This window comes from Lacimicrobium alkaliphilum, assembly GCF_001466725.1.
Classification (GTDB): domain Bacteria; phylum Pseudomonadota; class Gammaproteobacteria; order Enterobacterales; family Alteromonadaceae; genus Lacimicrobium; species Lacimicrobium alkaliphilum_B.
Window position 1 is genome coordinate 1,589,621 of the sequence record NZ_CP013650.1, and the last position, 14,768, is coordinate 1,604,388.

At 51.6% G+C, this 14,768-nt stretch carries 14 protein-coding genes; 5 read left to right on the top strand and 9 right to left on the bottom strand.

Translation table 11 applies throughout. The features are described from left to right. Positions 1-27 precede the first annotated feature (27 nt). The 7 genes from AT746_RS07185 to AT746_RS07215 form a co-directional block, all read right to left on the bottom strand. On the bottom strand, positions 28-570 hold the full coding sequence (locus AT746_RS07185; RefSeq protein ID WP_062478398.1) for a cupin domain-containing protein: 543 nt from the start codon (positions 568-570) through the stop codon (positions 28-30). Then, on the bottom strand, positions 567-1,397 hold the full coding sequence (locus AT746_RS07190; RefSeq protein WP_062478400.1) for an ABC transporter permease subunit: 831 nt from the start codon (positions 1,395-1,397) through the stop codon (positions 567-569). Before AT746_RS07190 ends, AT746_RS07185 begins: the two co-directional genes overlap by 4 nt. Further along, a complete protein-coding gene (locus tag AT746_RS07195; protein ID WP_062478402.1) occupies positions 1,394-2,320 on the bottom strand; it encodes an ABC transporter permease subunit in 927 nt (308 codons plus the stop codon). The genes AT746_RS07190 and AT746_RS07195 overlap by 4 nt, the downstream gene beginning before the upstream one ends. Positions 2,321-2,322: 2 nt before the next feature. Beyond that, positions 2,323-3,441: an ABC transporter ATP-binding protein gene (locus tag AT746_RS07200; RefSeq protein ID WP_062478404.1), complete on the bottom strand. Its 1,119-nt coding sequence runs from the start codon at positions 3,439-3,441 to the stop codon at positions 2,323-2,325. Between the two features lie 109 nt (positions 3,442-3,550). Beyond that, positions 3,551-4,645: a polyamine ABC transporter substrate-binding protein gene (locus AT746_RS07205; RefSeq protein ID WP_062478406.1), complete on the bottom strand. Its 1,095-nt coding sequence runs from the start codon at positions 4,643-4,645 to the stop codon at positions 3,551-3,553. Positions 4,646-4,717: 72 nt separating this feature from the next. After that, positions 4,718-6,067 (bottom strand): aminotransferase, encoded by a 1,350-nt coding sequence (locus tag AT746_RS07210; protein ID WP_062478409.1) that lies wholly within the window; start codon positions 6,065-6,067, stop codon positions 4,718-4,720. Beyond that, positions 6,064-6,855 (bottom strand): gamma-glutamyl-gamma-aminobutyrate hydrolase family protein, encoded by a 792-nt coding sequence (locus AT746_RS07215; RefSeq protein WP_156413647.1) that lies wholly within the window; start codon positions 6,853-6,855, stop codon positions 6,064-6,066. The genes AT746_RS07210 and AT746_RS07215 overlap by 4 nt, the downstream gene beginning before the upstream one ends. A gap of 213 nt (positions 6,856-7,068) precedes the next feature. Between AT746_RS07215 and AT746_RS07220 the strand changes: the two genes are divergently transcribed. Both AT746_RS07220 and speB read left to right on the top strand, forming a co-directional pair. After that, the gene (locus AT746_RS07220) at positions 7,069-8,418 is read left to right on the top strand and encodes a glutamine synthetase family protein (protein ID WP_062478412.1); all 1,350 of its coding nucleotides are present in this window, start codon (positions 7,069-7,071) and stop codon (positions 8,416-8,418) included. A 24-nt stretch (positions 8,419-8,442) separates the two neighbouring features. Then, positions 8,443-9,390, top strand: coding sequence for an agmatinase (gene speB, locus AT746_RS07225; RefSeq protein ID WP_062478415.1), 948 nt, complete (start codon positions 8,443-8,445; stop codon positions 9,388-9,390). On the opposite strand, the gene AT746_RS07230 is transcribed toward speB, so the two are convergent. Together AT746_RS07230 and AT746_RS07235 are read right to left on the bottom strand one after the other, a co-directional pair. Next, positions 9,347-9,973 (bottom strand): TetR/AcrR family transcriptional regulator, encoded by a 627-nt coding sequence (locus AT746_RS07230; protein WP_062478418.1) that lies wholly within the window; start codon positions 9,971-9,973, stop codon positions 9,347-9,349. The two genes, speB and AT746_RS07230, sit on opposite strands and share 44 nt — an antisense overlap. Before the next feature lie 7 nt (positions 9,974-9,980). After that, positions 9,981-11,270 (bottom strand): NAD(P)/FAD-dependent oxidoreductase, encoded by a 1,290-nt coding sequence (locus tag AT746_RS07235; protein ID WP_062478421.1) that lies wholly within the window; start codon positions 11,268-11,270, stop codon positions 9,981-9,983. A 235-nt stretch (positions 11,271-11,505) separates the two neighbouring features. Between AT746_RS07235 and AT746_RS07240 the strand changes: the two genes are divergently transcribed. The 3 genes from AT746_RS07240 to AT746_RS07250 all read left to right on the top strand — a co-directional run bounded on the left by AT746_RS07240 (position 11,506) and on the right by AT746_RS07250 (position 14,650). Further along, positions 11,506-12,840: a glutamine synthetase family protein gene (locus AT746_RS07240; protein ID WP_062478424.1), complete on the top strand. Its 1,335-nt coding sequence runs from the start codon at positions 11,506-11,508 to the stop codon at positions 12,838-12,840. 234 nt (positions 12,841-13,074) lie between these two features. Continuing rightward, complete coding sequence (locus AT746_RS07245; RefSeq protein WP_062478427.1) at positions 13,075-13,956, top strand: S1 family peptidase; 882 nt, start codon at positions 13,075-13,077, stop codon at positions 13,954-13,956. Between the two features lie 229 nt (positions 13,957-14,185). Beyond that, positions 14,186-14,650, top strand: coding sequence for a VOC family protein (locus AT746_RS07250; RefSeq protein ID WP_062478430.1), 465 nt, complete (start codon positions 14,186-14,188; stop codon positions 14,648-14,650). The last annotated feature ends 118 nt before the right edge of the window (positions 14,651-14,768 follow it).

Genomic DNA, 14,768 nt, shown 5'->3' on the forward strand with positions numbered 1-14,768 from the left:
TGCCCCTCCTGTTATAAAGTTGTGTGTTCAGAAACTGGCCGGTGCCACGGCACTCACCAGTCGACAAACTTTCGCCCCACGATTCACGAACTGGTGGGGAAGCTGGGTATTCAGGTAATAACTGTCACCGGCGCTAAGGTGGTATTCCTGGTCGTTCTGTAAAATCGTAATTTCTCCCTCCAGCACGGTACCGGCTTCGTGACCTTCATGGGTCATCCATTCATCACCGGTGCCACTGTGAGGCGGATAGGTTTCGATTAAAAAGGTCAGTTGCCGGTCCTGTTTGTCTGCGCCCACCAGCAGATATTGCAGGCCTCCGCTGCCGATATCCTGCAGTTCATCGGCGTGATACACCACCTTTTCGCCCTGATCGAAATCATGGGTGAAAAAGTGGCTCAGTGGCATCTCCAGCCCGGTCAGGATCTTGTGCAGATTACTGATGGACGGGCTGACTGCATCGCGCTCAATCATCGACAGGGTGCTGTTGGGCAGATTGACCGCTTTAGCCAGCTCCCGCTGTGACATGCCTCTCACCTGACGGAGTTTTTTGATTCGCTGTCCGACTTTCATGCGCCTGAAATCCTCTGCATATCGCGCACACGAGCCTTTTCCACCCGCCTGGCATACCACCAGGAGGCAAACACCAGGCTGGTGACCAGGGTGATAATAATAGTGGCCAGGGCATTAATCTCAGGACTCACGCCTAAGCGAACCGAAGAGAACACCACCATCGGCAGGGTGGTTGAGCCGGGTCCGGAAACAAAACTGGCAATCACCAGATCGTCCAGGCTTAAGGTAAAGGCCAGCAGCCAGCCTGAGATCAGCGCCGGGGCAATGATCGGCAGGGTGATCTGGAAGAACACCTTAATCGGCGAGGCGCCCAGATCTCTGGCGGCTTCTTCAATGGACATATCCATTTCGCTTAAGCGGGAGCCCACCACGACCGCCACATAGGCGGTACAAAAGGTGGTATGGGCGATCCAGATGGTGGTCATACCGCGCCCATCAGGCCAGCCTACCAGCTGCGCCATAGCCACAAACAACAACAGCAACGACAAGCCGGTAATGACTTCCGGCATCACCAGCGGGGCGGTGATCATGCCCCTTAACAGGGTGCTGCCTTTAAAGCCGCGAAAGCGGGTCAGCACATAGGCCGCCAGGGTGCCCAGGACGACCGCACCGCTGGCGGAGAAAAAGGCGATTTGCAGGCTGTTACCCACCGCATCCAGCAGTTTGTCATTGCGCAGCAGTTCACCGTACCACTTGGTGGAAAAGCCCGCCCACACCGTTACCAGTCTGGACTCGTTAAAAGAGTAGATAATCAGGATCAGCATGGGGGCGTATAAAAACACCAGACCCAGCCAGAGCATCATTTTGCTGAACGAAAACTTGTTCATGACTGCTCCTCCATCTGTTTATTCTGATAGCGGTCAAACCACATAATCGGCAAAATCAACAGCGCCAGCATGATAATGGCCACAGCTGAGGCCACCGGCCAGTCTCTGTTGTTGAAGAACTCTTCCCACAGAATCTTGCCAATCATCAGGGTTTCCGGGCCGCCGAGCAGTTCAGGGATAACAAACTCGCCCACCGCCGGGATAAACACCAGCATACAACCGGCGATGATGCCGGCCTTGGTCAGCGGAATAATTACCTTAAACAAGGTGGTGATGGGGGAGGCACCCAGATCTGAAGAAGCCTCTACCAGTGAGTGATCAAGCTTCATCATATTGGCGTACAGGGGCAGAATCATAAAGGGCAGATAGGCATACACAATACCCACATACACGGCAAAGTCCGTGTGCAACATAACGATAGGCTGGTCAATAATGCCCATCCCCATCAGGGCGTTATTGATATAGCCGTTCGGCTTGAGAATGCCAATCCAGGCATAGATACGGATCAGAAAGGATGTCCATGAAGGCAGAATAACCAGTAACAGCAAGACATTACGACTCGACGCCGGCGCCCTGCTTATGGCCAGTGCCATGGGGTAGCCGAGTAGCAGGCAGATAAGGGTGGAAACCAGTGCGATGCGAATTGAACTGAGATAAGCGCTTAAGTACAGATCGTCATTAAACAGCCAGACAAAGTTGCCCAGATTAAGATTGATGCTGAGCTGATCATTGGCAAAGGTCACCAGATCCGTATAAGGCGGAATAGCAATCTGGGCTTCGGCAAAACTGATTTTCAACACGATCACAAAAGGCACTAAGAAGAACAGCAGCAACCATAAATAGGGTATGGCGATGACGCTGTTTCTGGGCTTTAACCAGGCCGACTGTCTGAGCTTGTACCATCGCAGAGTCAGGGCTTTCATATTCATTCCTCCAGCACAACACAGGCGTCGGGCGTCCAGTGCAGGTAAATTTCCTGCTCCAGCTCAAAGGGCCTTTCCCGTCTGTTGTCATTGGTCTGGGTTACCTGCACAAACTGATTGTCAGGCAGCAGAATATGATAAATGCTGTGTTGGCCCAGATAGGCCAGATCGTCGATGATGCCTTTGCCCCAGTTATATTTTTCATCAGGCTTTTCGGCGCTCATACGCATTTTTTCCGGTCTGATGGCGACACTCACCTGGCGGTTACCACCGGGACCACTGATACCGTGATCGATATAAATCGGTGCATCAAGATTGGGTATATCAATAACCACAAAAGCAGGCTCTTCATCGGCAATGGTGCCGTCAAACAGGTTTACCGTGCCGATAAAGTCGGCTACAAAGCGGCAGTTGGGGTATTCATAGATATCATGAGGGGAGCCAATCTGCAGAATCTCGCCGGCCTGCATTACAGCAATACGATCGGCCATGGTCATGGCTTCTTCCTGATCGTGGGTGACCATCACACAGGTTACGCCCACCTGCTTGATAATATCCACCAGTTCCAGTTGCATTTCGCCGCGCAGCTTTTTATCCAGTGCGCCCATGGGTTCGTCGAGTAATAGTAACCTTGGTTTTTTCGCCAGACTGCGGGCCAGGGCCACCCGTTGACGCTGACCGCCGGAGAGCTGATCCGGCTTGCGTTTGCGGTAGTCCTGCATATGCACCAGTTTGAGCATTTCATCGACTCTGGCCTCAATATCGGCCTTTTTCATCTTGTCCTGTTTCAGTCCATAGGCAATATTGGCTTCCACCGTCATATGGGGAAACAGGGCATAAGACTGGAACATCATATTAAAAGGGCGTTTATAGGGCGGGACCTTGGCGATATCCTCACCGGCAAATAAAATACTGCCTTCTGTGGGTAACTCAAAGCCGGAGAGCATACGCAGTAGAGTGGATTTACCGCACCCGGAACCGCCGAGCAGGGCGAAAATCTCACCCTCGTAAATCTCCAGATCCACATGCCTCACCGCCTGATGACCGTCAAAGCTCTTGCTCAGATTCTTCAGTTCCATCAGTACCTTACTGGTAGTGCTGGACTCATGTTTTAACGTCATTTACTCAACCCTTTGAACAGCGGAGTGCCGGAGGCACTCCTGTTTCGTTATCTTCAACCTGGTTAGGGCGGTTGCTTGAATGTATTTCAGGCAACCGCTGGGTTCAGGTTTATCTGCCGGATTTCACATCTGTCCAGACGCGGTTTACCACACGGGAGACCCGCGCAGGCATCACTTCAAAGGTGTAGAGCTTTTCCATCACGTCCTGAGGGGGGTAAATAGCTGGGTTAGAGGTGATTTCAGGATCAACCAGTTCAGTGGCATTTTTATTTGCATTTGGGTACCAGACGTAGTCGCTGACACCGGCAATGACCTCAGGATCCATCAGATGATTAATAAACTGATAGGCGGCGTCTTCGCTTTTGGCATCCGCAGGAATGGCGAGCATATCAAACCACATCGCTGCGCCTTCTTTAGGGATCACGTAGCCCACAGAAACGCCGTTATCGGCCTCATCGGCGCGATCGGCGGCCTGGAATACATCACCACTCCAGCCTACGGCAACACAAATATCGCCATTGGCCAGATCGTTGATGTACTGAGACGAGTGGAAATAGCGGATATGGGGGCGAATGGATTTGAGTAATTCACCGGCCTGTTCAATTTCGGCCGGATTTTTCGAGTTGGGGTCCATTCCCAGGTAATGTAACGCTGCCGGCACAATTTCTGAGGCCGCATCCAGGGTCACCACGCCGCAGTCAGCCAGTTTGCTGACCACTTCTGGGTCAAAAATCATATCCCAGCTGTTGACTTCATAGTCTTCACCCAGCGCTTTTTTGATTTTTTCTTCGTTGTAGCCAATGCCGGTTGTGCCCCACAAATAAGGAACGGCATACTGATTACCCGGATCAACCACTTCCAGTTTGTTCATCAGCAACGGATCCAGGTGTTTCCAGTTTGGTAACTTTTCGCGATCGAGTTTGGTAAACACGCCGGCACGGATCTGGCGGCCAAGGAAAGATGCCGACGGCACCACCACATCAAAGCCTGTCTGGCCGGTGAGCAGTTTGGCTTCCAGTACTTCGTTGGAGTCAAAGACATCATAGACTACCTTATGACCGGACTTCTGCTCGAAGTTGGCGATGGTATCTTCAGCGATATAGTCGCTCCAGTTATACACATTGATGGTATCAGCCTGCACATTGACAGACATCACCGCTGCCATCGAGGCGGCTAACAGCCCCAGTTTCTTACTAGTTTTCATTCCCGTTTCCTCTTGTTGCTTAGTTTTGCTTATTGTTGTTGTTAATGATCGAAACAGTTTGCTCTGATACTGCTAGCTGAGCTGTTTCAGCGTTATATCCAGTGCCTGCCAGGCTTTTTCAGTTAAGTCTTTGACATCACTGCGGTCAAGAATAAAAGGTGGTGCAATAATCATGGTATCGCCGGTGGCCCTCATCACCAGCCCCGATTGCAGCGAAGCATCACGACACAGCGTGCCTGCCTTGCCGTTTTTATCGAACCGCTCGCGGCTGGATTTATCTTTCACCAGCTCCAGCGCCCCCACAAAGCCTTTACAGCGGGCTTGGCCCACCAGTGGGTGCTCGCCAAGAGCCAGCCAGTAGTCCTGCATGGCCTGTGATAACTCGTTGCGCACCTTGTCGATATAACCCTCTGAGAGAATATCCAGAGTTGCCAGCGCTGCGGCACAGGCCACAGGATGGCCGGAGTAGGTAAAGCCATGGGCCAGATCATCGGTATGCGACAGCAGGGCCTTGCCGACCCGGTCCGATATCAGCAAACCGCCCAGTGGCTGAAAGCCATTAGTTACCGCTTTGGCAAACACAATAAAATCAGGGGTAAGCTGATAACATTCACTGGCAAACCAATGCCCGGTGCGGCCGAAACCGAATATCACTTCATCTACCACCAGCAAAACGCCGTACTGGTCACAAATCCGCTGAATTTCGGGCCAGTAAGTGTCTGGTGGAATAATGACCCCGCCTGCACCCTGGATTGGCTCGGCAAAAAACGCCGCCACATTGTTCTCGCCCAGTTCCTGAATTTTTTTCTCCAGCTCCCGGGCTGCCTGCAGACCAAATTCATCGGGACTGATATCCGCATTGGCGCCATACCAGTATGGCTGAGCAATATGGTGGATATCCTGCAAGGGAGAAAACTGTTTGTGCATAAATTCCATACCGCCGAGGCTGGCACCGCCAATGGTACTGCCATGATAGGCGTTTTCCCGGGCAATAATGGCTTTGCGCTGAGGCTGACCGAGGGCATCCCAGTAGCGGTGGATCATGCGAATGGCGCTGTCATTGGCCTCAGAACCTGAGTTGGTATAGAACACCCGGTTCATATGCGCGGGCGCCCTGTGACTTATGGCCTCGGCCAGTTCGGTGGCGCGGGGATGGGTGCACTGAAAAAAGGTATTGTAGTAGGGCAGTTCCTGTAATTGCTCGGCGATAGCCTGATTGATCTTCGGTTGGGTATAACCGAGGTTACAGCACCAAAGTCCCGACATGCCATCGAGCAGTTTGTGACCATCGGCTTCATAAATATAAGCGCCCTCTGCATGGCTTATGACCCGGGTCCCCTTTTTATTGATATCGGCCTGATTGGTAAAAGGGTGCAGATGGTGGGCGGCGTCTTTATGCTGCCATTGTTTTAATTGTGTCATTGACTGCTCCTGTTTTTATACTCTGCGCAGGCCTGAATAAAGCCCTGTATTACGACGGCATTGTCGGCATAGTTATGAGGTTGCCATTCCGGATGCCATTGTACTGCCGTTAAGAATTGGTAATCGGGGCAAGAAAAGGCTTCAATCAGCCCGTCCGGGGCACTCGCCTCAATCCTGAGCCGGTCTCCCAGCTTATCGATGCCCTGCATATGGATAGAATTGACCCGGATTTCGGTTCTGGGAGCGAACCAACCGGCCAGTACACCGTTTTCCTGTAATGAAACCGGGTGGGCATAGGCATATTGCTGTTCCAGCGGTAGCGACTTGTCTTCTCTGTGATCCATCAGACCGGGCACTTCATGGATGCGGTGATGCAAACTGCCACCGAAGTACACATTCAGTTCCTGAAAGCCCCGGCAAATGCCCAGTAAGGGAATATCCGCCGCTAAGACTTTCTCAATCAGCTTCCAGTTGCTGGCATCGCGGTGGGGATCCCGCTGGGCGTCATCATTATCTGGTAGATCCGACTGATAATAACTGGGGTGCAGGTTAGAGTATGAGCCAGTCAGCATAATGCCATCCAGGCCACTCAACAGCTTGTCCTGAGCCGGTTCACTAAGCTCATTAAACAGCGCCGGAATAATCACCGGAATGATCTTGTCGCTCACTGAGGTCAGCGCACGCACATATTTATCACCGGCCTGGTGATACTTATGTACACCTTGTTTGTGCACATCGGCGCAAATGCCGATAATCAGGATACTGTCGCTGTTCGATTCTTTCATCATTGTGAGCAATATATTGAAACGATAGGTTCAAGCTATTGGAGTTAACTTTAAATTTCAAGCAGGAATACCTATCTTTTGTGCCCTGAATAACAAAGTTTAGTTTAATAAATCCGCAACTAAGGGGTGTTTTAACGGCTGGAAGCTGAACTACCTTTGTGGTTAGATGTGTTTCAATTTACTAAGTGTTCAAAATACTAGACGCTGGAGAACATCATGGAGTTAACCTCCTTTCTTGCTGATCACCCCGAAATAGAAGTCTTCGATCTTGTGCTGTCAGATCTTAACGGCATGGCCCGGGGCAAGCGGGTTAAACGTGACGCCATCAGAAATATTGTCAAAAAAGGCATGCATATTCCTTTTTCTGTACTGGCTCTGGATGCCTCCGGCGAAACAGTAGAAGCCTCGGAACTGGGACTGGAAATCGGTGAGCCGGACCGCATCTGCTATCCGGATCTGAAAACCCTGGTGGTCTGCCCCTGGCAGAATCAGCCCACGGCCCAGGTGCTGTTCAGCATGTACGATGAAGATAAGCAGCCTGTGATGATCGAGCCCCGTAATCAGGTTCGCCAGGCCGTGTCGCTGTTTACCGAACGGGGCATGACCCCGGTGGTGGCGGTAGAGCTGGAATTTTATCTGGTAGATAAAGAGCGTGATGAAAAAGGCGGCATTCAGCCCCCCATCTCGCCAAAAACCGGTAAGCGCGAAGACAGCACCCAGTGCCACTCGATGATCAATCTGGATGATTTTGCGGAATTTCTGCTGGATGTGGATAAATACTGCCAGCAACAGGGCGTACCAGCCGATACCGCGGTGTCTGAATATGCACCGGGCCAGTTTGAGATCAATCTGCGCCATGGCAGCGACCCCTTGCTGGCCTGCGATCATGCCATGATGCTCAAGCGCATTATTCATCAGGTGGCCGAAGAACATGGTATGCAGGCCACCTTTATGGCCAAGCCTTACGATGATAAAGCCGGCTCCGGTTTGCATATTCATGCCAGCCTGGTGGACAGTGACGGCAATAATCTGTTTGCCGAGGGCGAAGCAGAGGACAACAAATTGCTGTTACATTCGGTGGCGGGGCTGCTTGGCACCATGCAGGAAAGCACCGCCTTATTATGCCCCAATATCAATTCTTATCGTCGCCTGCAGCCAAACCTGTACGTGCCCATGTTTGTAAACTGGGGCATTGATAATCGCACCGTAGCGGTACGTATCCCTGCCGGTGGCCCTGCCAGCAGGCGCATTGAACACAGAGTGGCCGGTGCCGATGCCAACCCTTATATTGCGATGGCGACGGTGCTCTATGCCATGTATGACGGCATTGATAAAAAGCTGATGCCGCCTAAGCCGCAGGAAGGCAATACCTTTGAAGTGGATAATCCCTGTTTGCCGATGCGCCTGACCGATGCGCTGACAGTGTTAAGGGGTTCGAAAGTCTTTAATCAGTATTTCGGTGAGGACTTTATCAAGGTTTATGCTGCCTGTAAGGAACACGAACTGGAAAAGTTCGAGCAGACCGTGACGCCCAAAGAATACGAATTCTATCTGACCTCTTTATAAAACAAGCAGACAAAAGGTTTTGTTATGACAGACGCCAACTATTCCCTCTATCAGGGCACTCACAAGTATGTGTTTGCCCGCCAGCAGCAGATGGATGCGCAAACCCAGGTGGTCATAGCCGGCATTCCTTTTGATTTGGCTACATCAGGCCGACCCGGGGCGCGCTTTGGCCCGGCGGCCATTCGCCAGGCTTCGGTGAATCTGGGCTGGGAGAAAAAACGCCATCCCTGGCCTTTTGCCCTGCGCGATGCACTGAATATCGCCGATATCGGCGACTTAGCCTTTTCTCATGGCGATGCCAGAGGTGCCATGGAGGCAGTGCGCGAGCATGTCAGTCAGGTTGTAAGAAGCGGAGCCATTCCCTTTATGCTGGGTGGCGATCATCTGATTACCCTGCCAGCTTTGCAGGCCGTGCATGCTAAGCATGGTCCCGTTGCCGTAGTGCATTTCGATGCCCACAGCGATGACTACGCCGGTGGCAGTGAGTTTGACCATGGCAGTGTGTTTTATCATGCCCGCAAACAGGGCCTGTTGCAGGATGAAAAGGTGATTCAGATTGGCATTCGCACCGAACAGGGCAGTTCGCCTTTTAAAGTGCTGTGTGCCGATGAGCTTTGGCACAGCAAGGCAGAAGAGGTGGTGGCAAGGATCAAAAATACCGTCGGCGATGCGCCGGTATACCTGACCTTTGATATCGATTGTCTGGATCCGGTATACGCACCAGGCACCGGCACGCCCGTTTCAGGGGGCTTAAGCGGCCCCTTTGTACTGGAGTTGCTGCGTAAATTACACGGTTTGAACTGGGTGGGCATGGATCTGGTGGAAGTGAGCCCGCCTTATGATCAGAGCCAGATCACCAGTTTGCTGGCCGCGACTATGATGACAGATATGCTCTGTTTACTGGCGTGTCAGCAAAATCCGCAACTGCTCAACCCTGATGGCTGTTCAGCAAAGACCTTAGCAACAGCTTAAGTTCGGCTAGTGTGCTGTTGCCCCGCCTGGGGCTTTGATTCACCACCACTAACAGCAAAGCGTGGCTGACTTCATGAAAAGAGCGGCCAATACGCTGGCACTCGGCCTTGGGTTTATCGATACCTAAAGCGGGCAGGGTGTTGGCCACATAGTTAATCACCAGGTCATCGTGCTGTTCATCCAGCGGCATCAGTTGGGGTATAGCAAACATGCCCTGCACAAGATGCAGCAGACCCTTTTGTTGGCGATAGAGCTTAAGCATCTGTTCCACAAAGTGATTGACAAAGCTGTCAATATCACCGGGTTGGCGCTCTGGTGATGCCAGCGTGTTAGCCATCTGCTCAAGCCAGTGCTGGCCCATGGCGTACAGAATGGCTTCTTTATTGGGAAAATAGTGATATAGGGTGCCAACGGAAATGCCCACTTCTTCGGCGATGCGGATCGTGGTGAGGCTGTTGCTGCCGAGTTTTTCCAGTAAGCCTGCGGCCACATCGAGGATCTGCTCACGTCGGGCCTTTGAGCGTTTCTGGATCGGTGTGCTGCGCGGCCCTAAAGGCTTACGGCCGGTTTTCTTGTCTGTCATTTTTGACTTAGCTTCCGAATCGGTCTCTGAGGGAATAATACAGCATTCCCGCTACCAGTGCCGGATAGCGCAGCAAGGTGCCTCCGGGGAAGGTGGGAGTGGGGTAGCTGGCCATGGTATTAAAGCCTTCGGGCTGGCCGGCGATAGCCTGATTGATCAGCTTCCCGGCCAGGGTCGCCAGTGCCACACCATGGCCTGAGTAGCCCTGCGCCACATAAATGCGCTCATCAACGCACTGGAAATGGGGCATACGGTTCATGGTAATGGCCAGGGTACCGCCCCAGCCATGTTCCAGCTCTGTATCTTCAAGCTGCGGGAAAATCTCCAGCATATAGGGGCGTACAAAGTTTCTGATATCAGCAGGAAAGCGCGACGAATAGTTCTCTCCGCCGCCAAACAGCAGCCGGTGATCAGGCGTCATACGAAAATAGTTGATCACAAACTTGGAATCGGCCACTGCCACATTATCCCTGATCAGGGCGCGGGCCTGCTGTTCACCCAGGGGTTTGGTGGTGACGATAAAATTATTAATCGGCATGATCTTACCGGCGACTTTGGGGAACAGTTTGCCCAGATAGCCATTACAGCCGAGCACCAGTTTGTTGGCGGTGACTATGCCATCGGCGGTGGTGATTTTTATCTTATCCCCGACAGACTGGATATCCAGCACTTTGCTGTTTTCACATAACATCGCACCTGCCTGCTGTGCGGCCCGGGCTAAGCCTAAGGTAAAATTCAGCGGGTGTAAGTGACCGGCGCGCATATCCAGTTCGCCGCCATAATAACGCGGGCTGGCGAGCATGGTTTTAAGCTCATCCTGTTCGATATAGCGGCAATCCTGGTAGCTATAGTCCTTTTGTAACAGCTGTACATTTTCCTGCATTTCTCTGGCGTGGCTGGGCTTAAAGGCAGTGTGCAGAATACCCGGTGTAAAGTCACAGGGGATCTGGTGCTTATCGATAAGATCACGCACCAAGTCCACCGAATCCAGCGCCAGTTGCCAGAGTTTGTGAGCCTGGGCCTTGCCCACTTTGGCTTCCAGAGACGCCTGATCCAGTCGCTGGCCGGGACTCACCTGCCCACCGTTACGCCCTGATGCGCCAAAGCCTATTTGCTCGGCTTCCAGCAGCAGGCAATCGAGACCGGCCTTAGCACCATGGTAGGCGCTGGATACGCCGGTCAGGCCACCACCGATAATACACAGGTCAACGCTTTTCTCGCCGCTGAATACAGGGCAATCCATCTGCTGATTACAGGTCTGTTGGTAATACTGCTGTGAATCCGTGGTTTGTTGCATATCGGCGCCCTGGGGTGGTGGTCTTATTCTGGTCTTCAGCTCTGATCCACAAGGTTATGAGCAAAATTCAGGTTAATAAGATATTGTTAAATGGTTAAATTTACTCTAGCATATCGAATAATAATTCGAAATAGAATTTTAGCAAAGGTGTCCGGTAACCCTTTAGAACCTTAGTCAGGCAGAAGCAGGCAGAGGTTTTAAAGTGTTGCCATGCCGATATAACAACAGGTGAAATATGGAAGATGTAAAGAAGTGGCTGAATAACAGACGCATCACCGAAGTGGAATGTCTGGTGCCCGATATGACGGGCAATGCCCGGGGGAAATTTATTCCGGCGAAGAAATTTATCAAACAGGAAAGCCGGCTGCCGGAAAGCATTCTGATCCAGACCGTAACCGGTGAGTATACTAACGAGCACTATGACATTGTCAGTGAAACCGACAGTGATATGTATCTGGAGCCGGATCTGTCTACCGCACGGGAAGTGCCCTGGGCCGATGAGCGTACCGCACTGTTGATCCACGACTGCTACCTTGCCAGCGGTCAGCCTCACCCGCTGTCTACCCGCAATGTGCTAAAAAAAATACTCTCGATGTATGAGACCAAGAACCTCAAGCCGGTGCTGGCGCCGGAGGTAGAGTTTTATCTGGTGGCACAGAATACCGATCCGGATTACGAGCTGACACCACCGGTTGGGCGCTCCGGGCGCCGCGAGTCGGCTCGCCAGAGCTACAGTATCGATGCGGTGAATGAATTTGAACGTATCGTCGATCAGATGTATGACTACTGCGAGAAAATGGAGCTGGGCATTGACACGCTGATCCATGAATCCGGTGCCGCTCAGTTTGAGGTGAACTTTTTGCATGGTGACCCGCTGAAGCTGGCCGATGAGGTCTTTCTGTTTAAACGGGTATTGCGGGAAATCGCTTTCAGTAACGGCGTTTATGCCACTTTTATGGCCAAACCGATGCGCAGCGAGCCGGGCAGCTCTATGCATATTCATCAGAGTCTGGTGGATACCAAAACCGGCAAAAATGCCTTTGCCAATAGGGAAGGCAAGTACTCGCCGCTGTTTTTTAACTATATCGCTGGCCTGCAGAAATACGGCCCAAGTGCACTGTGTTTCTTTGCTCCGAACGTAAACTCTTACCGCCGTTTTGCACCGGATATCTCGGCGCCGATCAACTTTGACTGGGGCTATGACAATCGCACCACAGGTCTAAGGGTACCGCATAGTGAACCGGAAGGGTTCAGAGTGGAGAACCGCCTGCCAGGCTCCGACGCCAACCCTTACCTGGCCTTTGCAGCGACCCTGGCCTGTGGTTATCTGGGCATGCAGGAGAAGCTGCAACCCGAAGCGGCCAATGAAGGTAACGCGTATACCGGTAAGATTGAAATCTCCCGCACGCTGGAAGAGTCGCTGAGGCTACTGGACAGCTGTGAGCCCCTTCGTGAAGTGATGGGAGAGAATTTTTCTCAGGCATACAGCGCTGTAAAACGTACTGAGTATGAAGCGTTTAATGAAGTGATCAGCTCCTGGGAACGTGAATTTCTGCTGCTGGGGGTTTAGGTTTGGGAGTGAGGGGAGGAGTGAGAGCATACTGCTCCAGTCCCCTAACATCTCACTGATAAGAGAGTCCACGAAGGGAATCTAATGCACAATGCTCTACAGGCTTCTCGTCGCTATCTTAGAATTCCTCAAAGTTGGTGCCATCATTGCAAAAATGATTAAAATAAGCAGTTTATGTCTACTTATATGGCTTATCTCCTTGGATAAAATTGTTTAGTAATCGAGAGGGATACTATGTCACTAGAGACCACTACAGGATTTGAGAGTATTTCGTGGAGTCACCCATTATATGGTCTCATGGCACCACTTATTGCGGCTCACAAGAATGTTCAAGAGCGAATGCACGGTACTGCATTTGTAATAGCCCCAGAATTTGCCTTTACTGCAAAACATGTCGTAATAGACTATTTGAAGGAGATTCAAAATGAGGATATCGAGCAAAAAATAGCGGATGGAGGTCACCACTCTATCAAAATGACTTTTTTTATGTTTCTGATGGTTCCATTGAAAGATGGGCGCAGAGTTGCTTTGACAGCAAAAAAAACATACTTCTCTAGCACTGGGGATATTGCAATATTGCACCTTGCCAAGCCTTCTGATATCGAATGGTCTGACTTGGCACCATATCCGCTCCTTCGGCTTATACCTCCAGACCCTGAAGCATACATCGAAGCGCTAGGGTATCCCAATAGTAGTACAATCCGTCGTCCTGATGGCGTTGTTGAACTGCACACTTGGCCGCGAATCTCCACTGGTACGGTTCGAGAAATACACAAGAAAAGGCGTGATTCCCTTCTACTTAACTACCCGTGCTTTCGCGTAAACGCTCGATTGGATGGCGGAATGAGCGGAGGTCCAGTTGTGGATTCAGACGGACGTGTGTGTGGGATTGTTTCGAGAAGCTATGACCTTAATAAAGATGAAGAGCCTATTGGGTACGCTGCTTCTCTGTGGCACTCGGCAGGGATAGTGATGTCCGACTTGCCGGGACTAGCAAACGATAAACTTCGCTTTTTTGATATTCTCCGGAGGGGAAATGTTCATTCCTGCGATTTTCATAAAATTACTGCCGGGTTAGATCGGACTGGGCGATTTGCGTTGCACGTAGAGCAATGAATAGATGGAGGATAAAGCGGTCATAGTTGTTGATTTTATATCTGTTGGATGACAAGAAGCGGTAACCACACTCTTTTAATAGATCCGACCAGATCTCTCTGCACAGCGGCGTATGCTAACTTCCGGATATGCTATATCCAACAACCGCCAGAGTTCGTTGCTGTTCTGGTGTTTATCAATACTTATAGCTCCGTCATCTATTCGGAGCAAAGCGACAAGGAGCACCATTATGTCTCAGATTCAGCCAGTTCCGGAAGGGTACACCGGGGCGATTCCTTATCTCACTATTAAAAATGCAGCCGACGCGATTGAGTTCTACCAGAAGGCCTTTGGCGCCGAACTGGTGTTGCGTATGGATATGCCGAGCGGCGCCGTGATGCACGCCGAAATGAGAGTAGGTTCGGCACTCTTTATGCTCAGCGAGCAGAGCGATGACTGGGGTACCAAGAGCCCGCAGATGCTAAATGGCACGCCCGTTAGCATTATGATCTACGTACCGGATGTTGATGCCTTGGTGGAACAAGCCGTGACGGCAGGGGCGACCCTGAGCATGCCGGTAGCCGACCAGTTCTACGGCGACCGCATGGGCTGCCTGCAGGATCCGTTCGGCCACAACTGGATGTTCTCAACCCACGTAGAGGATGTTTCAGAACAGGAAATGAGCCGCCGCGCCGAGGAACTGTTTGGACAGTAACTATTGCAGATGACCGAACGGAGGACTCATCGTCCTCCCGGCCATCTTGTGGTTGGCTCATTTAGTCTCACAGAGCCATGCCGTAGCGGCTTGATGGGATTGTCCTGTGGCCAGTGGA